Raw genomic sequence first — 18510 nt, 5'->3', positions numbered from 1 at the left:
CGTGAGCACCACACCCGACATGAGCACACCGAGTCCCGGGTTCCGGGTCCTCTTGACGATGACCGTACGGGCAGGCCGCGAGGCGGAGTTCGAGACCGCGTGGCGGACGGTCGCCCGGTCGGTGACCGCCCGCCCCGGCAACGCCGGGCACTGGCTGATGCGGGACGCCGGCGACCCCTCCGTCTACTACCTGGGCAGCGACTGGAGCGACGAGGCCTCGTTCCGGGCCTTCGAACGCGACCGCTCCGACACGGGCCCCGGCGCCCACCGGGACCTGTTCCAGCCGCTGCGCACCACCGGTTCCATCGCCACCATGCACGTGGTCGGGCACACGTCCCGGCGTCCCGGGGAGGCCTGATGGCCGCCGTACGGGTACTGCTGTGGCACCGGGCACCCGCCGAGGGGCTCGCTCCGCTGCTGACCGCCTATCACGAGGTCAGCGCGAGGCTGGCCGCGCTGCCCGGCCTGGTGCGCAACGAACTGCTCGTGTCGCCGCACGATCCGGACAGCGTGGTGATCGCCAGTGAATGGACGGACCTGACCGCCTACCGGGCCTGGGAGGCCGACCCCGCGCACCGGGACATCTCGGCGCCGCTGAGGCCGTTCCGCGACCCGGAGCGATCACCCGCCTGGCAGGTACTCGAAGTCGTCGCCGAGCACTGAATCCCCGCGGGAGGTTTCACGATGGGCAGCCTCTGGGCCGGCCTGCTGCGCCGGATGCTGCGGGAGGTGTGGCAGGCGCTCCAGGCGGCCGGCTCGATCTGGGTGGCGCCGGAGTACGCGCCCCAGCCGTACCGGCCGCCGGACGACCCGCGCGACCCCTACCGCTCGACGGCGTGGGGCGTGCGGGCCCCGTACGTCCCCGGTGCCCTCCCCGGGGACCGCCATCCCGAGCGGGTCGTCGCGCACGTGCCGCCGACCGACCGGGAACGGGAGCTGTGGCGTCAGCTGGAGTAGGGCGGCCCGTCAGGCCCGGTGCGCCGCGCCGGGCCTGTCCCGCCCGCCCCGTCCTCCCTGTCCGCCGGCGGGGCGCTTCCCGCCGTCCGGCCACAGCTGGGGGCTGCGCTTGGCCGCCACGTCCTCCATCCAGCCGAACCAGACGATGCAGCTCCCGATGAGCAGCCAGGCGATGGCCAGGACCGGCCAGGGGCTCTCCAGCAGCCACGGGACGTTCTCGTACATGACCTCGAAGCCCCACAGCTGGTCCCAGAGCGTGGCCGCGATCAGGATGCAGACGTTGTGCCACAGGTAGATCGTCACCGCGCGGGAGTTGAGCAGGGTGATCAGCCGGTCCCAGCGGCGCAGCCGGCGCGGCCACTCGGTCCACGACGGGCTGACGTGCAGGAGCAGCAGCACCGTGGCGAAGGACCAGACCGCCTGCGCGAAGGGGATGGAGTCCAGGTCGTACCCGGTCTTGAAGCCCTCCCGGAAGGCGTACCACAGGCCCAGTGCGGCGATCACCGGGGCCACCGAGGGCACGACATAGCGCGGCAGCCGTTTCAGGACGCCTTCCTGGTGGGCCATGCCGAGGATCCAGCAGGCCCCGAAGGTGCTGAAGTCCGTGAGCGCGGACGGGAAGCGCTCGCCCGGCAGGTTCAGGTAGCCGAACTGGAAGGCGGCCGACAGGGCGAGGGGCGCGAGGATCGTCAGCCACGGCAGGGCGCGCAGCGCGCGCAGCAGCACCGGGGAGAGCAGGACGTACCAGAGGTAGGCGCGGATGTACCACAGCGGCCCGCCGAGTTCCGCGGCCCAGTCCGCGCCCAGGATGCCGTGGATGCCCGGCACGCTCTCGGCGAAGGGCGGGTCGCTCAGCGGCAGGATCCAGTAGAGGAGGTGGAACCACCACCAGCCCGGGTGCCCGTCCTCGTTCGGTCCCCAGCCCTGGAGCACCATGCCGGTCACGCCCACGGCGCCCAGCAGCCACAGCGGCGGCAGCAGGCGGCGCATGCGGCTGCGGACGACCTGGACGGCCGGCCGCTTGAGGCTGCGGGCCATCAGGTTGCCCGCGAGGGCGAACATGACGCCCATCGACGGGAACACCACCGGCAGCCAGGCCCAGCCCATCAGGTGGTAGAGGACCACTCGGAAGAGGGCCACCGCCCGCAGCAGGTCGAAGTACCGGTCGCGCACGGGAGCGCGCCGGGCCTGCTTCTGCCGGGGCCCCGCCGGCACGTCGGTGTCCGTGCCCACGAGCGGGTGGAGGGGTGGTGCGGTCATGTGCGGGGCGCTCCGGGGCGGGGCAGGCGTGGCCGGGAAGGGCGTGGTGGGGAAAGGCGTGGTCGGGCCCGGTGCGGGGGTCGGTCGCGTCGGGTCGTACGGCGGGGTGGTCATCCGACCGGCCTCCCGTCCATGGCGCCGGACCGCCGCTGGGGCGGCACGCCGTCGCCGCCGGGCGGCGGCGCGGACACACCGCCACTGCGCCGCAGCTTCTGCCAGCGCAGCCGGCCGCCGGTGAGCGCCGTGATCCAGGACTGGAGCAGCACCACGTACATGATCTGGCGGTACAGGATCTGCTGGAGGGGCAGCGAGATGAGCGGGGTCAGCTTCTCCCGGTCGAGCCGGAAGGCGTACGCCGCGCACACCGCCTGGATGGCCAGGACGCCCAGCCACGCCACGATCGTCTTCTCGGTCGGGCCGAAGACCAGGCCGTAGAGCAGGAAGACGTCGATCAGCGGGGCGAGCAGCGGGGCCAGGACCATGAACAGGGAGACGAAGGGCAGGCCCACCCGGCCGAAGCGGCCCGAGGGACCCTTCTCGATCACCGCGCGGCGGTGCTTCCAGATGGCCTGCATGGTGCCGTACGACCAGCGGTAGCGCTGGGACCACAGCTGGCCGACGGACTCCGGGGCCTCGGTCCAGGCGCGGGCGTTCTCGGCGTAGACCACCCGCCAGCCGGCGCGGTGCAGCGCCATGGTGACGTCGGTGTCCTCGGCGAGCGTGTCGTCGCTCATGCCGCCGATGGGTTCCAGGGCGGAACGGCGGAAGGCGCCGACCGCACCGGGGATGGTCGGCATGCAGCCGAGGACGTCGTACATCCGGCGGTCCAGGTTGAAGCCCATCACGTACTCGATGTGCTGCCAGGCGCCGATGAGGCTGTCCTTGTTGCCGACCTTCGCGTTGCCCGCCACGGCGCCCACCCGCCGGTCGCCGAAGGGCTGGACGAGTTCGCGGACGGTGGAGGGCTCGAAGACGGTGTCGCCGTCCATCATCACGACGATGTCGTGACGGGCGTTGGCCAGGCCCCGGTTGAGCGCGGCGGGCTTGCCCGCGTTGAGCTGCCGGATCACCCGGACGCCCGGCAGGCCGAGTCCCTCCACGATCCGGGCGGTGCCGTCGCTGGAGCCGTCGTCGATGACGACGACCTCGATCGGGTGGTCGCTCTCCATGAGGGAACGCACCGTGTTCTCGATGCACTTGGCCTCGTTGTACGCCGGGACCAGCACCGTGACGGGTTCGGTGATCGCCGGTCCCCAGCGGAAGCGCCTGCGGCGCACCCGGCGGGCGTGGACGCCGGACAGGAGCAGCATCAGCACGAAGCGTCCGATGACCAGCGTGCCGATGATCGCCAGGCCCACCACCAGGACGTCGGTGAGCTTCTCCGAGGCCTGGACCAGGAAGACCCAGGCCTTGCCCTTCCACAGGTCGGCGCCGGTCACCGGGGTCATGGCGCTGGGCGCTTCCAGGGCCTCGGTGAGGTTGTCGAACTCGTAGCCCTTCTTCTTCAGGTCGGGCAGGAACCTGTCCAGGGCCTGCACGGTCTGGTGGCGGTCGCCGCCGGAGTCGTGCATCAGGACGACGGCGCCCTTGCCGCCGTGCGGGGTGGCGCGGCGGATGATCTCGTCGACGCCGGGCTTCTTCCAGTCCTCGCTGTCGGTGTTGTTGACGACGACGAGGTAGCCGCGGCTGCCGATGTACTCGGTGACCGGCCAGGACTTGTTGTCCATGGCGTCGGCGAAGGAGGAGTACGGCGGTCGGAACAGCGAGGTGCGCACCCCGGCCGCGCCGGTGATCGCCAGCTGGTTCTGCGACAGCTCCCAGTCGATGCGTTTCTCGGACTGGAAGGAGAGGTCGGGGTGGTTGAAGGTGTGCAGGCCCACCTCGTGGCCCTCGTCGACCATGCGCTCGACGAGGTCCGGGTAGCGGGAGGCCATGGTGCCGGTGACGAAGAAGACCGCGTGCGCGTCGTGCTTCTTGAGCACGTCGAGGACCCGCGGTGTCCAGGTCGGGTCCGGGCCGTCGTCGAAGGTGAGGACGAGCCGGTGGTCGGGCACGCTCAGGCTCTCGGTGCGGCCGCCGCGCACGTCGATGACCGGGCCGCCCTCCAAGATCTTCTCGGGCACGTCGGTGGTCGCGGCGGGCGGCTGGACGCGGTGGTCGGCGAGGATCTCGCTGTGCACGTATCCGCGCAGCATGAGCATCGCGACCAGGGCGACCAGGACGAGCAGCGGAAGCAGCAGGCGCAAGGGCAGGCGACGGCGGGAGCCCTCACGGGCGCTGCGCGCGGCCCCGTGACGGCGGGTGCTGGATGCCATCAGAGGGTGTTCTCCGGGGACAGGGAAAGGGTGGGGGACGTGGCGGTGTCGGCGGCCGGCTCGGCGACCACGACGGATGCGCCGGCCGGACCCGCGACGGGGTCCGGGGCGCCCGCGCCGTTGGCGTTGGTGCCACCCGCGCCCGGGTCGGTGTCCGTGGTGGTGCCGCCGGTGGGCTGGGTCGGGTCGACGGAGGGGTCGCCGCCGCCGGTCGGGGCCGACGGGTCCGTGCCGGTGGACGGCGGCACCTCGGTGGACTGCGTCGGGTCGGGGCCTGTGGCGCCGGAGCCGCCCGGGTTCTGGCCGCCGCCGGTCGCCGGGGACTCGGGGTCGGCGCTCGTACCGGGCTGCCCCGTGCTGCCGCCCGGCACGCCGGACGTGCCGGACGCGGGTGCCTCGACGCCCGGTTCGGTCGTCACGCCGGCGTCGGCCGAGGGCGTGGCCTGCGGGGTGGTGGCGTTGCCGGTGCCGGAGGGCTGTGCCGACTGCGAGGGCGCCGGGGTGGTGTCGACCTGGCCGGCCGGTGCGCCCTCCTCCTGGCCCGGTACGGGCATCCAGGGCGCGTCGGAGTTGCCCGAGAGCAGCGTGGAGACGATGACGACGGCGTAGACCGCGCAGGCGATGCCGACCAGGATGCCGAGTCGGCGGTACAGGCGGCTGCGGCGGCCGGACGCGTCGACGAAGACGGGCCCGTCGGAGGCCTCCGGGCCCCGCTTGCGGTGCCCGCTGTCGGCCCGCAGGAGCACGCCGTCGCCGAGGTGGACGGCGTCGAGCTGGACGGTGACCTCGTGCGGGTCGTGGGTGTGCCCGGCCGCGCCGGTGCCCGCGTCGCGGTCCGTGTCCGGCGTCTCCTGCCAGGGGTCGCGGAGTGCGGCGGTGGCGGGGCCGGGGGAAGGCGGGGGCACGGGAAGAGGCGCGGGTGCCGGTGCGGGTGCGGGTGCGGGTGCGGGGAAGGCGCGGGTCGGCGTGACCGATGCGGCGGGACCGGCCGACGGGAGGACGTCCGTCCGGTCGGGGTCCGGGCCGGTGCCGGTGCCGGTGCCGCGAGGGTGGCCGGTTCCGGGCGCCGGGGCGGCATTGTCGTGGTTCGCCCCGGCCGGGTCGGTTCTGCCCCAGGTTATCCGCGCCTGGGCCAACGGGTCCTGGCCCCGCTCGCGCGGAGCGCGGCCGCCTATTCGGGAACCCAGGATCTGCGTCCGGTCGGCGTCGGAACTCCCGCGGCCACGGGGGCTCTCACCGGACTCGCCGAACCACCCCGGCCCCGACGCGGTCATCGGGGGTCCCCCGGCCGGCGGGACGGCCCGGGTAGGGGGCAGCACCTCGGTGGCGTCAGCATCTCGTCCAGCCTCCGAGAGATCACGAGCCCCGGACTCGACCTCGGGCCACTCCGGTTGGGCGTCTTTTTGCCAATTCTTCACGCGCGCGCACTTCCCCCCACGGAACACTTCCGGGTGCGCATACGACTCCGAGCACTCGTCGGCCGAACCGGCCCCCACCAGGTTCGAGCGCCCCCTGTATCACACCGTGCTCAGGCAAAGAATGTAGCGCACGCGGAGGATGTGTGGTTGCCGCGTGTCACTTGTGGGTGGACATCACAGCGGCGTCGGCGGCCGGAATCCATCCTTCGCCGGGGCCCCCGAGCCAACCCTTTTCGGTCGCGACCTGGGCCGCTGCCCGGCGCAGCGCGTCGAGCGCGGGATGCACCAGTCCCTTTCGCCAGACGAGGGAGACAGGGGACAGCGGCACGGGGTCGACGAGCGGGCGCACCACGGTCGAGGGCATGGCCGGAAAGCTCTCCACGGCGAGGATGGGATTGCGCGTCTTGTCCATGATGCGCTGGAACTCCTCCTCGCCGACCGCCAGCGGTACGGGGGACGCCACCTGGATGCCGCGTCCCTCGAACAGGCGGTGCGCGAGGTCCGTCCACTCCGGCGTGCGCGGGTTGCCGGCCCCGGCGTACACGGTCTCTCCGGCGAGAGCGGCGAGCGGCACCCGCTCCAGCCGGGCCAGCGGGTGGCCCTCGGGCAGGACGACCGCCATGGGCTCGTAGCGCACCGGCTGGTGGCCGAGCCCCGCCCGCAGCGCCGCGGGCAGCCCCGCGAACCGGCCGAAGGAGGCGTCGAGGCGGCCCGCCACCAGTTCACCGGCGGCGTGGGTCAGTCCGCTCTCGTAACGCGCCATCAGCTCCTGCTCGGGCGCGAGCGACCGGGCCCGCTCCAGGACCCGGCGGCCGGTGACCAGACCCGGGGAGTTGAGGTCGACCAGCAGCGGGCGGGCCTGTCCGAAGGCGGCCAGCAGGTCGTCCTGCGCCTGGAGGACCCGGCGGGCGTACGGCAGCAGCCGCTCGCCGTCGGCCGTCGGCGTCACCTGCCGGGTGGTCCGGACGAACAGCTCGGCGCCCAACTCCCGCTCCAGGCGCCGCACGTCCCTGCTGAGCGCCTGCTGGGCGACGTAGAGGCGGGCGGCGGCGCGGGTGAAGTGCAGTTCCTCGGCGACGGCGACGAAGGCGCGCAGGAGTCGCGGGTCGAGGTGGGCGGGTGCGGGCATCGGGCGAACTTACAACGCCGGTGCGTGAATGGCCACGGAGAAGGTGTTGGACCCCCTGATCGCCGCCGGGCGACGGTGGACCCATGCCGCAGCCGACCCCAGCACGCCCCTCCCGAGCCACTCCGGCCTCCCCCGTCCTGACCGTCACCGCCGACACCCTGGTCGCGGCCGACTTCCGCCCCCGCACCCGGCGCCGGCCACCCGGCCCGTACCGGCGGCTCCTGTCCACGCCCGGCGCCCGGGCGTTCACGATCGGGAATCTCATCGCCCGGCTACCCATGGGCATGTTCAGCGTCAGCGCCGTCGTGATGATCGCCGGCGCCCGTGGCTCGTACGCCCTCGCCGGCGCCGTCACCGCGACCGGGCTGGCGGCGACGGCGCTGGTCGCCCCGTGGACCGCGCGGCTCGTGGACCGGTACGGCCAGGCCAGGGTGGCCGTGCCCGCCACCCTGTTCGCCGCGCTGGGCTCGGTCGCCCTGCTGCTGTGCGTGCGGTACGGGGCACCCGCCTGGACCCTGTTCGCCGCGTACGCCGCCACCGCCACGACGCCCAACACCGGCGGCATGGCCCGCGCCCGCTGGGCCCACCTGCTCGCGGGAGACGCCGACGCGCTGCACACCGCCAACTCCTTCGAACAGGCCACGGACGAGCTGTGCTACATGTTCGGGCCGGTCCTCGCGGCGTTCCTGTGCACCGCGCTGTTCCCGGAGGCGGGCACGCTGGTGGGCGTGGTGCTGCTGGTGACCGGCATGCTGCTGTTCACCGCCCAGCGCGCGACCGAGCCGCCGGCCCGCCCGCGCCCGACGGCGAAGGCTCCCTTCCGCGCGCCGGGCATCCCGTCCCTGCTGGTGGTGTGCCTGGCGATGGGCGGGGTGTTCGGCGCCATGGAGGTCGTCACCATCGCGTTCGCGGACGCACAGGGACACCGTGCGGCGGCCGGCCTGGTCCTCGCGTTGCAGGCGGCCGGTTCGTGCGCGGCGGGTCTGCTCTACGGCGCGGTCAAGCCCGCCGGGCCGCCGGAGCACCGGCTGCCGTGGTGCGTGGCCGCGATGACGGCCCTGCTCATCCTGCCGCTGCTCGCGGCCTCCCTCAGCGGCTCCCTGCCCCTGCTGGCGCTCACCCTGCTGATCGGCGGGATGGCGACGGCTCCGACGATGGTCACCACGATGACGCTGGTCCAGCACCGCACCCCGCAGGGCCGCCTGAACGAGGGCATGACCCTCGCGGTGACCGGCCTCCTCGGCGGCATCGCCTGCGGCAGCGCGGCGGGCGGCTGGACGGTGGAGCACGTCTCCCCCACCGCCGCCTACGGCATCCCGGTCACGGCGGCCGCGACGGCCCTGCTCCTGACCCTGCTGCCGACCAGACGGTCACCGTGAGGGGGTGCGGGTGGCGGAGCCCCCGCGTCGCGCGGCGAAGCCGCGCAAAAACGACGAGGGCGACGTGGCTCGCGCTTACGCGAGCACACGTCGCCCTCGACCTCGTGGAGATGGCGGGAATCGAACCCGCGTCCAACGGTGCGGAATCAGGGCTTCTCCGTGTGCAGTCCGCTTCGATTTTCTCAGCCCCGGAGATCACGCGGACAAGTCTCCGACGGGCTCAGTCACTGTTTGGTTTCCCTCTTCACCCCGTGACCGGGATCAAGGTTTAGTCCCCTAGCTGATGCCAGGATCCGGGTCGGGAACAGCCCCGGGCTGACACTCCCTTAGTAGGAGGCTCGCTTCGCTACCTGAGATCAGGCAGCGAGGGCGAAGGCCTGCTGGGAGGAATCGCGCTTGGTGTTGGCGATTATTTTTTCGGCCTGTGGTTTACGAGATCATGGCCGCTTCCTCGACACGCTTCCCCTGCTTCGACAGCCGCTGTCGAAACCGATCATCCCCATGTTGATTTTTCAAGTCCTCCGAAGAGGGGTTCGCACCCTCTGTGGGGTGCAGATGCCATCGTACGTGACCAACGCACGCACGTGCCAGCCTATTCCCGCGGCTCAGGCCCGCTGCTTGCGCTTGATCGCGGAGATCGTCCGCTCCGCCTCGCGCCGGTCCTGCTTCTCCCGGAGGGTCTGACGCTTGTCGTACTCCTTCTTGCCGCGCGCCAGCGCGATCTCGACCTTGGCCCGCCCGTCCTTGAAGTAGAGCGCCAGGGGCACGATCGTGTGACCGGTCTCCTGGGACTTCGACTCCAGCTTGTCGATCTCCACGCGGTGCAGCAGCAGCTTCCGCTTGCGCCGCGCGCTGTGGTTGGTCCAGGTGCCCTGGCTGTACTCCGGCACGTGCACGTTGTGCAGCCACGCTTCGTGACCGTCCAGCTGCACGAAGCCGTCGGCCAGCGAGGCCCGCCCCTGGCGCAGCGACTTCACCTCGGTACCCGACAGCACGAGGCCTGCCTCGTAGGTGTCGAGGATCTGGTAGTCGTGCCGCGCCTTCTTGTTCTGCGCGATCAGCTTGCGCCCTTTTTCCTTAGCCATAGTGCGGTCCATTTTGGCACTACGGAGGGGCCTGGCGGAAAGCCGTTTACGCGGTCGGCCCGAGCCCGCTCAGCACCGTCCGGGCCCGCGCGAGGGCGGCCGGGTCCGCCGGGTCGACCTCCAGGTCGGGCGTGATGCCCGCGCCGTCGACGCCACGGCCGGAGGGGGTGCGGTAGTGCCCGACGGTCAGCTCGGCCACCGAGCCGCCGGGCAGCCGGCTCGGCATCTGCACCGAGCCCTTGCCGAAGGTGCGGGAGCCCAGGACGACCGCCCGGCCGCGGTCCTGGAGGGCCCCGGTGAGAAGTTCGGCCGCGCTCATCGTGCCGCCGTCGACGAGCGCGACCAGGGGTCTGGTGGTGTCGCCGCCGGCCTCGGCGTGCAGGGCCCGCTGGTCGCCGTCGACGTCGTAGGTGGCGACCAGGCCGCCGTCGAGGAAGGCGGAGGCGGCGGTGACGGCCTCGGTGACCAGGCCTCCGGAGTTGCCGCGCAGGTCGAGGACGACCCCGCCCCCGGACGGCAGCCGCGCCACGGACTCGCGCACCTGCTCGCCCACGCCCTTGGTGAAGGAGGTGACCTTGACGACGGTGAGGCCGTCGGCGAGCGTGCGGACGGTCACGGGGTCCGTGGACAGCCGGGCGCGCCGTACGGTCTCGGTCCAGGCGCGCGTGCCGCGCTCCAGGCCGAGCCGGACGGCGGTTCCGGCGGGCTCCTGCTCGCCGTCGCCGCGCAGTATGGAGACGACCTCGGTGACGGGCCGTCCGTCGACCCGCTCGCCGTCGACACTGCGCAGCCGGTCGCCCTCCCGGATCCCGGCGTCGGCGGCGGGCGATCCGGAGCGCACCCGGGTCACCTCGATGCGGCCGTCGCGCTGGCGGCGCGCGGAGAGCCCGACGCCGGTGTACCGGCCGTCGAGGGCGTCCTCCAACTCCTCGTACTCGCCCTCGGAGTAGACGGCGCCCCAGCGGTCCCCGCTGCGGCTGACCGCGCGTTCGGCGGCCTCCACGGGGGACTTGCCGTCGGCCATGGCCTCGGCGGCCGCGCGGGCGACGTCGTCGTGGCGGACCTGCTGACCGGCGGGGGCGGCCGAACGGGCCGTGCCGGGCTCAGACTTCCGGTCCGTCCCGGGCAGCGAGCCGGTGGCCGCGCCCGCGACGAGCACGCTCGCGAACACCAAGGTCAGGGCGGCCCCGTGGCGTACGCGGCGGGGCTGACAGAACAGGTCACGACCTGACATGCCGGTGAGTCTAGGACAACGGATAAGGGCCGCACGGTCCCTTGACCGCGCGGCCCCCTTGGTATGTGTCACACCTTCAGGTACTTGCGCAACGCGAAGAACGCGGCCAACGCGGGCATCAGCAGGCTCGTGGCCAGGATGAGCGGCAGCTTCGTCAGGACGGCGTCCCAGCCGATGAAGTTGATCAGGTTCAGCTTCTCGGACAGCGCGAGTCCGTGATCGATGATGAAGTACCTGGCGATCACCAGGAATCCGCAGGCGACACCACCGCCGATCAGACCGGCGACGGCCGCCTCCATGATGAACGGCGCCTGGATGTAGAAGCCCGACGCGCCCACGAGGCGCATGATGCCGGTCTCACGGCGCCGGCTGAACGCCGAGACGCGCACGGTGTTGACGATCAGCATCAGGGCGACGACGAGCATCAGGGCCATCACCGCGCGGGCGGCCCAGTTCATGCCGTTGAGGAGCCCGAAGAGGTTGTCCAGGATGCCCTTCTGGTCCTGGACGGACTGCACGCCGTCCCGGCCGTCGAAGGCGGTCGCGATGACCTGGTACTTCTCCGGGTCCTTCAGCTTGATCCGGTACGACTCCTGCATCTGGTCCGGCGTGAGGGAGCTGGCCAGCGGAGAGTCGCCGAACTGCTCCTTGTAGTGCTTGTACGCCTCGTCCTGCGACTCGTACGTCACCTTCTCGACGACGGCCATCTCGTCGAGGTCGGACATGATCTGCTTCTTCTGGTCCTCGGTCACCGCGCCCTTGGCGCAGTTGGGGTCGGACTCGGCGTCGCTCTTGTTGCAGAGGAAGACCGAGACGTTGACCTTGTCGTACCAGTAGCCCTTCATGGTGGTGACCTGGTCGCTCATCAGCAGCGAACCGCCGAACAGGGCCAGGGACAGGGCGACCGAGACGATGACCGCGAAGGTCATCGTCAGATTGCGGCGAAGACCGACTCCGATCTCCGAGACTACGAACTGGGCGCGCATGGCGTCTCGTTAAGCCTTTCGTTCCTCGTCGTCAGTGGCTCGTCAGTGCTGGTAGCCGTAGACACCGCGTGCCTGGTCCCGGACGAGGCGGCCCTTCTCCAGCTCGATGACGCGCTTGCGCATCTGGTCCACGATGTTCTGGTCGTGCGTGGCCATCACCACGGTGGTGCCCGTCCGGTTGATCCGGTCGAGCAGCTTCATGATGCCGACCGAGGTCTGCGGGTCGAGGTTGCCCGTGGGCTCGTCGGCGATCAGCAGCTTGGGCCGGTTGACGAAGGCGCGCGCGATGGCGACGCGCTGCTGCTCACCGCCGGACAGCTCGCCGGGCCTGCGGTCCTCCTTGCCGCCGAGTCCGACGAGGTCGAGGACCTGCGGTACGGACTTGCGGATCTCGCCGCGGGACTTGCCGATGACCTCCTGGGCGAAGGCGACGTTCTCGCCGACCGTCTTGTTCGGCAGCAGGCGGAAGTCCTGGAAGACCGTCCCCAGCTGGCGCCGCATCTGCGGCACCTTCCAGTTGGACAGGCGGGCGAGGTCCTTCCCGAGGACGTGCACCTGTCCGTGGCTGCACCGCTCCTCGCGGAGGATCAGTCGCAGGAAGGTGGACTTTCCGGAGCCGGAGGACCCGACGAGGAAGACGAACTCGCCCTTCTCGACCTCCAGGGAGACGTCCCTGAGGGCTGGGTGGCTCTGTTTGGGGTAGACCTTGGAGACGTTGTCGAATCGGATCACGGATGCACCACGGGTCGCCGGGGGTAGATGTGCGTGACCATACGCGAACCGGGGAGCGGACCGCAGTCACCGGTCGGGGTTGCGTATCAGTTGCGCGTTTTGTCCCCACGGGAGGGCGCGCGGGGCCCTGCGGAACCTGGCACAGTGGAAGGGGAACGTTCGTGTCGTCGCGGGCGTTCTCGAGAGGGAGCCGGTGGCAAGGAGGGTGAGCGCATGACGTACGACCGGTTGGTGTGCGCGAACTGCGCGGCGCCCGTGAATGAGGGCAGGTGCCCGGTCTGCCGGGCCAACCGCGAGCGGCTGCAGCAGGAGAGCAACTTCTTCGCGGGGCTGAATCCGACGACGCTGATCGCGCTGCTGGCGGTACTGATCGCCGCGGTGGCCCTGCTGGCCCACCAGACCGTCTGACGGCCCTGGAGCGGCCCTGGAGGCCGTCAGGACCCGGACGGGCGCGGACGCGGGCACCGAAAGTGGCGGAAGACACGGGAGGGGCCCGGAGCGATGTCGCTCCGGGCCCCTCCTTCTGCCTGTTCTGCGTGCGCGGTGCGTACGCGGACGGCTACCGTCAGGCAGCTGCCCCGCGGCCGTTCATCAGACGCGGCAGGAAGCGGAAGCCGATGCCGCCGGCGATCATCGTCGCGGCGCCGACCAGCAGGAACGTGGTCTCCGCGGCGCCGGTCTCGGCGAGCTCCTCACCGTTGCCCTGGGCAGCGGTGTCGGAGGAGGCCGGGGCCTCTTCGCCGGTGTCGGTCAGCGCGGAGGAACCCTCCTCCTGAGCGACGTTGTCGTTGCCACCACCGTCGGGGGTGGTGTTGTCGCCGCCGGTCGCACCGCCGTTGCCACCGGTGGTGTCCGAGCCGCCGTTGCCACCGGAGTTCCCGTTGCCACCGGAGTTGCCGGAACCGCCGTTGTCACCGTTGCCACCGGAGTTGCCGGAACCGCCGTCGGTGGTCCCGCCATCGGTCGTCCCGCCGTCGGTCGTCCCGCCGTCGGTGGTCCCGCCGTCCGTGGTGCCACCGTCGGTGGTCCCGCCGTCCGTGGTCCCGCCGTCGGTGGTCCCGCCGTCCGTGGTGCCACCGTCGGTGGTCCCGCCGTCCGTGGTCCCGCCGTCGGTCGTCCCGCCGTCAGTCGTCCCGCCGTCCGTGGTCCCACCGTCGGTGGTCCCACCGTCCGTGGTCCCGCCGTCCGTGTCGCCCGGGTCACACTCAGGGTCGACGACGATGTCGCAAGGGTCGCCTTCACCCTCGCCCAGCCCAGTCTTCAGGCCAACACTTACGCCGTCGACACCCGCGTCAACGCCGATCTCGAGCGCCGAGGCCGCACCCGCGGCGGTCAGGGAGGCGCCGGCCGCGATCACGGCGCCGGCCGCTATGCGCGCGACACGGATGCGCGTCTTCTTCGTCATGTAGTTGCTACCCCCAGTAGCCGTTTTAGTCGTCGAGGCCGCACTCGGGGGCCGTGATCGACGGGGGTGGCTGCATGTGCACTCAAGCCCCCCGGTTCACATGCGCCCCAGAAATACGCATGCCGCGCCTCACCATTCCGAATGTTCAAAGCAACGTCAAGGCCATTGCGTACGCGATGTCCGGGTACGGGACGTATGCCGGACACAATGGGTGTGAGTGTGATGCAAAACCCAGACATCACCGGCGAACGGGGGCCAGAGAAAAGGCAACCGCCGCCGGAAGGGCGGCAGTTGCCTTGTCGACAAAGCGGTGGTTCCGCCTCGCGTTACTTCTCCCGCTGCTTGCGCCAGCGAATGCCGGCCTCCAGGAAACCGTCGATCTCGCCGTTGAACACGGCCTCCGGGTTGCCCACTTCGTGCTCCGTGCGCAGGTCCTTGACCATCTGGTACGGGTGCAGCACGTACGAACGCATCTGGTTGCCCCAGGAGTTGCCCCCGTCGCCCTTGAGGGCGTCCATCTTGGCCTGCTCCTCCTGGCGGCGCCGCTCCAGGAGCTTGGCCTGGAGGACGTTCATGGCGGTGGCCTTGTTCTGGATCTGGGAGCGCTCGTTCTGGCAGGAGACGACGATGCCGGTGGGGATGTGGGTCAGGCGCACCGCCGAGTCGGTGGTGTTCACGCCCTGGCCGCCGGGGCCGGAGGACCGGTACACGTCCACGCGCAGCTCGGACTCGTCGATCTCGATGTGGTCGGTCTGCTCGACCACGGGGAGGATCTCGACGCCCGCGAAGGAGGTCTGGCGGCGCCCCTGGTTGTCGAAGGGCGAGATGCGCACCAGCCGGTGCGTGCCCTGCTCGACGGAGAGGGTGCCGTAGGCGTAGGGCGACTGCACGGCGAAGGTGGTCGACTTGATGCCGGCCTCCTCCGCGTACGACGTCTCGTAGACCTCGGTCTTGTAGCCGTGCTGCTCGGCCCAGCGCAGGTACATGCGCTGGAGCTTCTCGGCGAAGTCGGCGGCGTCCACGCCACCCGCCTCGGCGCGGATGTTGACGAGCGCCTCGCGCGCGTCGTACTCGCCGGAGAGCAGGGTGCGGACCTCCATCTCGTCCAGCGCCTTGCGGACGGCCGCGAGCTCGGACTCGGCCTCGGCGCGGGTGTCCGGGTCGTCCTCCTCCTCGGCCATCTCGAAGAGCACGCCGAGATCGTCGATCCGGCCGCGCAGGGCCTCGGCCTTCCGCACCTCGGCCTGGAGGTGCGAGAGCTTGCTGGTGATCTTCTGCGCCGCCTCCGGGTCGTCCCACAGGGAGGGCGCGGCCGCCTGCTCCTCGAGCACGGCGATGTCTGCCCTCAGCCTGTCGAGGTCCAGGACGGCCTCGATCGACTCCATGGTCGAGGAGAGGGACTTCAGCTCTTCGGATACATCGACGACTGCCACGCATCCAGCGTAACGGCTCCGTCCACCGGTCCACGCCGGGCGGGTGCGGGCGCGGACTCCGGCGGGGGACCGGGCCTTAGGGAGCGGCCGGTGCCGAGTTCCGCGTGTCCTGGGGTCCGCCGCCGTCCTCGTCACCACCCGTGGCCAGCCAGGTACCGACGCCGATCGCCGCCACCAGGGCGACGGCGCCCGCGCCGACCGCGATCCGGCGCCGCCGCGTGGCGGCGCGGTTGCGGGCCGAGCCGGGGCGCGGGGCGCCCGACGCGCGCGGGGCGCGGGCGGTGCCGCGGGCACCGCCGGCCAGCTCGTCGGGGGCGGGTACGCGCATCGACGTGTGGGTGTCGCGGTTGGAGTCGGCCGGCTTGGCCCCCGGCACCAGGGGCACCGCTCCCCGGCGCCGTACGGGTTCCGCGGTGGACACGGGGGCGGCCGGGGACTCCCCGGACGCGTCGGGTTCGTCCTCCGGCTGCTCGGCGTCGGGCTCGTCCACGTCCAGCGGGGCCATTCCGGCGAGCATCGGCAGCAGCTCGCGCAGCCGGGCGCTCAGCTCGGAGGCGCGCAGCCGGGAGGCCGGGGCCTTGGCGAGGCACTGGACGAGGAGCTGCCACAGCTCGTCCGGGATGCCCGGGAGCGGGACGACGGTCTCGGTCACGTGGCGGCGCAGCACGGCGCCGGGGTGGCCGCCGCCGAACGGCGTGAAGCCGGCCAGCAGCTCGTACAGGACCGTGGCGAGGGCGTAGATGTCGACCGCCGCGCGCGGGGGCAGGCCCTCGACGATCTCCGGGGCCAGGTAGTCGGGCGTGCCGATGATCTTCGTGGCGCGGGTGCGGCGCGGGGTGTCGATGAGCTTGGCCACCCCGAAGTCCGTCAGCAGCGCCGGGTGCGAGCCGCCGGGGCCGAGCGGGCCCTGCATGTCGAGCAGCACGTTCTCCGGCTTGACGTCGCGGTGCACCACCCCGGCGGCGTGCGCGGCGGCCAGCCCGTCGGCGACGTCGGCGACGACGGCCACCGCGGCCTCGGGCGCCAGGCGCCGCTCCCGGTCGAGGCGGGTGCGCAGGTCCGTGCCGCGGACCAGGTCCATGACCAGCGCGAGGTCGTTGCCGTCGACCACCAGGTCGCGCACGGAGACGACGTGCGGGTGGTCCAGGCCGAGCAGGGCGGTGCGCTCCTGCACGAAGCGCGAGACGAGTTCCTGGTCGGACGCCAGGTCCTCGCGCAGCAGCTTGATCGCGACGGGCCCGTCGGGTCCCTCGCCCAGCCACACCGTGCCGGCGCTGCCCCGCCCGAGGATCTGGTGGGCGGTGTACCGGCTGCCGATCTTCCGTGCCAAGACTGCTCCTACCGACGCGTGTTGCGCCTAAAAGTACGCGTCCGAGGAGCCGGCCTTCACCGTGGAGGCGGAAATCACCCTCCAGATGTCGACAAGTCTCCAGACTCAGCCTCCGCCGGAGCCGCCCAGGTCCCCGATCCAGTCGGTCACGGTGGTGAACCAGTCGGTGAGCTGGTCCCAGTAGCCCTTGCCGGTGCCGATCCAGTCCTGCAGCGGGCTCAGCTCCCAGACGAGCCAGCCGGCCACGAACAGGATGACGACGGTGAACAGGCACCCCTTGAGGCAGCCCAGGCCCGGGATGCGCATCGGGTTGGCACTGCGCTGCCGCGGCGGCCTGGGCTCGCGCCGCGGCTGCTGCGGCTCGGGCGTGGGCGGCGGGGCGTACCGCTGCGGCTGGGGGCGCTGCGGCTGCTGGGGCTGGGGGGTGGCGTACCGCTGCGGCTGTTGCTGCTGCGGATAGCCGTAGCCGGGCTGCTGGGGCGGCGGGCCCTGCGGGGCCTGGCGCGGCTGCTGCGGCGGGCGGGAGACCTGCCGCTGGGGGCGGCGGCGCAGCGGGTCCTGGTTCGGGTCGAGGTACTGGACCTGCGTCTGCTCATTGCGGTCGCGGGCGGCGCGCAGCTGGTTCTGCCAGGGGTGCGGGTCCTCGGGTCCGCCCTGGCCCGGGGCGCCGGGCTGCCCCGGCGGCACCGGCGGCATGACGGCGGTCGGGTCGGGGGCCCCGGTGCTCGGGAGTACGGCGGTCGGGTCGGCGGCGCCCGCGGGGCCCGAGGTGTGCGGCAGGACGCTGGTCGCGCCGTTCGGGTCGTAGGCGGCGTCGGGGGCGCCCGGGACCTGCGCGGGCGCCGGGTCGGGGGCGAGGAGCGCGCCCACGTTCTCGGCGGCGCCGATCTGCGCGCTGTTCGCGTGCACGCCGATGCCCTCGGCGACGACACGCAGGCCGCGGGCGAGGTTCTCGGCGCTGGGACGGTCGTCGGGGTTCTTGCGCAGGCAGCGCTCGATGACCGTCCACAGCGGGTCGGGGACGGTGGAGGGGCGGCGCGGTTCGGCGCTCAGGTGCTGGTGCAGCACCTCCAGGGCGGAGCCCCCGCCGAACGGGGGGCGGCCGGTGACCAGCTCGTAGAGCAGGATGCCGGCGCCGTAGACGTCGACGGCGGAGGTCTGCGGGCGGCCCTCGGCGGACTCCGGCGCGACGTACGCGGGCGTGCCCACGAACTCGTGGGTGCGGGTGAGGCCGGGCGAGTCGGCGAGGCGGGCGATGCCGAAGTCGGTCAGCATCGGGTGCATCTCGCCGCCGGTCTGCTTCAGCAGGACGTTGGCCGGCTTCAGGTCGCGGTGGACCACGCCGTCGGCATGGCTGGCGGCGAGGGCGTCGGCGATCTGCGCGGTGAGCAGGGCGGCGGCAACCGGGGTGAGCGGCCCGTTTTCGCGCAGGTACCGGTGCAGGTCCGGTCCGTCGACGAGGTCCATGACCAGGGCCAGCAGCTCGCCCTCGACGACCAGGTCGCGGACCCGGACGATGTTGGGGTGGGTGAGCCTGAGCAGCACGGAGCGCTCGCGCAGGAAGCGCATCACGATGTCGGCGTCGCTCGCGAGCTCTTCCTTGAGGACCTTGATCGCGACGGTCTCGCCGGGCTGTCCGGCCACGGCCGCCTCGGCGCCCGCGGTCTCCCGCTGGCGGGCACGCCAGACGGTGCCCGTGGCACCGCGGCCGAGGGGCTCCTCGAGGAGGTACTTGCTGCCTACCGGCCGCACGTCATGCGCTCCTAGTTGCTTGCTGGCTGTTCGGACCCACTGTTACAGACCCAGTCGCTGTCCCAGACCCAGTCGGTCCCAGTCGGACCCAACTG

17 protein-coding genes and 1 other RNA gene are annotated in these 18510 nt (G+C 72.1%); 5 read left to right on the top strand and 13 right to left on the bottom strand.

The annotated features are described in order from the left end of the window. The first annotated feature begins 1 nt into the window (after position 1). The 3 genes from ACZ7MF_RS22280 to ACZ7MF_RS22270 are packed head-to-tail and all read left to right on the top strand — an operon-like array spanning position 2 to position 957. The gene (locus tag ACZ7MF_RS22280) at positions 2 to 358 is read left to right on the top strand and encodes an antibiotic biosynthesis monooxygenase family protein (protein WP_471479036.1); all 357 of its coding nucleotides are present in this window, start codon (positions 2 to 4) and stop codon (positions 356 to 358) included. Continuing rightward, a complete protein-coding gene (locus tag ACZ7MF_RS22275) occupies positions 358 to 663 on the top strand; it encodes an antibiotic biosynthesis monooxygenase family protein (RefSeq protein ID WP_471479033.1) in 306 nt (101 codons plus the stop codon). Before ACZ7MF_RS22280 ends, ACZ7MF_RS22275 begins: the two co-directional genes overlap by 1 nt. 21 nt (positions 664 to 684) lie before the next feature. Then, on the top strand, positions 685 to 957 hold the full coding sequence (locus tag ACZ7MF_RS22270; protein ID WP_471479030.1) for a DUF6059 family protein: 273 nt from the start codon (positions 685 to 687) through the stop codon (positions 955 to 957). 9 nt (positions 958 to 966) lie between these two features. On the opposite strand, the gene ACZ7MF_RS22265 is transcribed toward ACZ7MF_RS22270, so the two are convergent. The 4 genes from ACZ7MF_RS22265 to stgR all read right to left on the bottom strand — a co-directional run bounded on the left by ACZ7MF_RS22265 (position 967) and on the right by stgR (position 7079). Next, a complete protein-coding gene (locus tag ACZ7MF_RS22265) occupies positions 967 to 2217 on the bottom strand; it encodes an acyltransferase family protein (protein WP_471479028.1) in 1251 nt (416 codons plus the stop codon). Between the two features lie 110 nt (positions 2218 to 2327). After that, a complete protein-coding gene (locus ACZ7MF_RS22260; protein WP_471479026.1) occupies positions 2328 to 4532 on the bottom strand; it encodes a polysaccharide deacetylase family protein in 2205 nt (734 codons plus the stop codon). Further along, the gene (locus ACZ7MF_RS22255) at positions 4532 to 5437 is read right to left on the bottom strand and encodes a hypothetical protein (protein ID WP_471479023.1); all 906 of its coding nucleotides are present in this window, start codon (positions 5435 to 5437) and stop codon (positions 4532 to 4534) included. Before ACZ7MF_RS22255 ends, ACZ7MF_RS22260 begins: the two co-directional genes overlap by 1 nt. Positions 5438 to 6107: 670 nt before the next feature. Then, positions 6108 to 7079: a LysR family transcriptional regulator StgR gene (stgR, locus tag ACZ7MF_RS22250; protein WP_471479021.1), complete on the bottom strand. Its 972-nt coding sequence runs from the start codon at positions 7077 to 7079 to the stop codon at positions 6108 to 6110. An 83-nt stretch (positions 7080 to 7162) separates the two neighbouring features. On the opposite strand from stgR, the gene ACZ7MF_RS22245 reads away from it, so the two are divergent. Beyond that, positions 7163 to 8458 (top strand): MFS transporter, encoded by a 1296-nt coding sequence (locus ACZ7MF_RS22245; RefSeq protein WP_471479019.1) that lies wholly within the window; start codon positions 7163 to 7165, stop codon positions 8456 to 8458. A gap of 102 nt (positions 8459 to 8560) precedes the next feature. Here ACZ7MF_RS22245 and ssrA read toward each other — a convergent pair. The 5 genes from ssrA to ftsE form a co-directional block, all read right to left on the bottom strand. Continuing rightward, positions 8561 to 8959, bottom strand: a transfer-messenger RNA (tmRNA) gene (gene ssrA, locus ACZ7MF_RS22240). Positions 8960 to 9063: 104 nt separating this feature from the next. Beyond that, positions 9064 to 9543, bottom strand: a complete 480-nt coding sequence (smpB, locus tag ACZ7MF_RS22235; RefSeq protein ID WP_003975846.1) for an SsrA-binding protein SmpB — start codon at positions 9541 to 9543, stop codon at positions 9064 to 9066. A gap of 46 nt (positions 9544 to 9589) precedes the next feature. Continuing rightward, complete coding sequence (locus ACZ7MF_RS22230; RefSeq protein ID WP_471479016.1) at positions 9590 to 10777, bottom strand: S41 family peptidase; 1188 nt, start codon at positions 10775 to 10777, stop codon at positions 9590 to 9592. A gap of 68 nt (positions 10778 to 10845) precedes the next feature. Next, the gene (ftsX, locus tag ACZ7MF_RS22225; RefSeq protein ID WP_356858618.1) at positions 10846 to 11763 is read right to left on the bottom strand and encodes a permease-like cell division protein FtsX; all 918 of its coding nucleotides are present in this window, start codon (positions 11761 to 11763) and stop codon (positions 10846 to 10848) included. A gap of 42 nt (positions 11764 to 11805) precedes the next feature. Next, entirely contained in the window at positions 11806 to 12495 is a 690-nt protein-coding gene (ftsE, locus tag ACZ7MF_RS22220; RefSeq protein ID WP_003975843.1) for a cell division ATP-binding protein FtsE, read from the bottom strand. A 213-nt stretch (positions 12496 to 12708) separates the two neighbouring features. Here ftsE and ACZ7MF_RS22215 point away from each other — a divergent pair, with 213 nt between their 5' ends. Beyond that, entirely contained in the window at positions 12709 to 12903 is a 195-nt protein-coding gene (locus ACZ7MF_RS22215; protein ID WP_115742402.1) for a hypothetical protein, read from the top strand. Between the two features lie 157 nt (positions 12904 to 13060). Here the strand turns inward: ACZ7MF_RS22215 and ACZ7MF_RS22210 are convergent, their stop codons facing one another. The 4 genes from ACZ7MF_RS22210 to ACZ7MF_RS22195 all read right to left on the bottom strand — a co-directional run bounded on the left by ACZ7MF_RS22210 (position 13061) and on the right by ACZ7MF_RS22195 (position 18415). Continuing rightward, positions 13061 to 13900, bottom strand: a complete 840-nt coding sequence (locus tag ACZ7MF_RS22210) for a hypothetical protein (RefSeq protein ID WP_471479013.1) — start codon at positions 13898 to 13900, stop codon at positions 13061 to 13063. A gap of 326 nt (positions 13901 to 14226) precedes the next feature. Further along, on the bottom strand, positions 14227 to 15333 hold the full coding sequence (prfB, locus tag ACZ7MF_RS22205) for a peptide chain release factor 2 (RefSeq protein WP_003975840.1): 1107 nt from the start codon (positions 15331 to 15333) through the stop codon (positions 14227 to 14229). Between the two features lie 76 nt (positions 15334 to 15409). After that, on the bottom strand, positions 15410 to 16663 hold the full coding sequence (locus ACZ7MF_RS22200; RefSeq protein WP_471479011.1) for a serine/threonine-protein kinase: 1254 nt from the start codon (positions 16661 to 16663) through the stop codon (positions 15410 to 15412). A gap of 105 nt (positions 16664 to 16768) precedes the next feature. Beyond that, on the bottom strand, positions 16769 to 18415 hold the full coding sequence (locus ACZ7MF_RS22195; RefSeq protein ID WP_471479009.1) for a serine/threonine-protein kinase: 1647 nt from the start codon (positions 18413 to 18415) through the stop codon (positions 16769 to 16771). Positions 18416 to 18510: the final 95 nt, after the last annotated feature.

The organism is Streptomyces sp. NPDC111628 (genome assembly GCF_055635195.1).
This window is presented reverse-complemented; position numbering and strand designations above follow the sequence as displayed.

Coding starts and splice junctions, on each gene's coding strand:
- ACZ7MF_RS22275 (WP_471479033.1), top strand. CDS start 358: ATGGCCGCCGTACGGGTACTGCTGTGGCACCGGGCACCCGCCGAGGGG.
- ACZ7MF_RS22270 (WP_471479030.1), top strand. CDS start 685: ATGGGCAGCCTCTGGGCCGGCCTGCTGCGCCGGATGCTGCGGGAGGTG.
- ACZ7MF_RS22265 (WP_471479028.1), bottom strand. CDS start 2,217: ATGACCGCACCACCCCTCCACCCGCTCGTGGGCACGGACACCGACGTG.
- ACZ7MF_RS22260 (WP_471479026.1), bottom strand. CDS start 4,532: ATGGCATCCAGCACCCGCCGTCACGGGGCCGCGCGCAGCGCCCGTGAG.
- stgR (WP_471479021.1), bottom strand. CDS start 7,079: ATGCCCGCACCCGCCCACCTCGACCCGCGACTCCTGCGCGCCTTCGTC.
- ACZ7MF_RS22245 (WP_471479019.1), top strand. CDS start 7,163: ATGCCGCAGCCGACCCCAGCACGCCCCTCCCGAGCCACTCCGGCCTCC.
- smpB (WP_003975846.1), bottom strand. CDS start 9,543: ATGGCTAAGGAAAAAGGGCGCAAGCTGATCGCGCAGAACAAGAAGGCG.
- ACZ7MF_RS22230 (WP_471479016.1), bottom strand. CDS start 10,777: ATGTCAGGTCGTGACCTGTTCTGTCAGCCCCGCCGCGTACGCCACGGG.
- ftsX (WP_356858618.1), bottom strand. CDS start 11,763: ATGCGCGCCCAGTTCGTAGTCTCGGAGATCGGAGTCGGTCTTCGCCGC.
- ACZ7MF_RS22215 (WP_115742402.1), top strand. CDS start 12,709: ATGACGTACGACCGGTTGGTGTGCGCGAACTGCGCGGCGCCCGTGAAT.
- ACZ7MF_RS22210 (WP_471479013.1), bottom strand. CDS start 13,900: ATGACGAAGAAGACGCGCATCCGTGTCGCGCGCATAGCGGCCGGCGCC.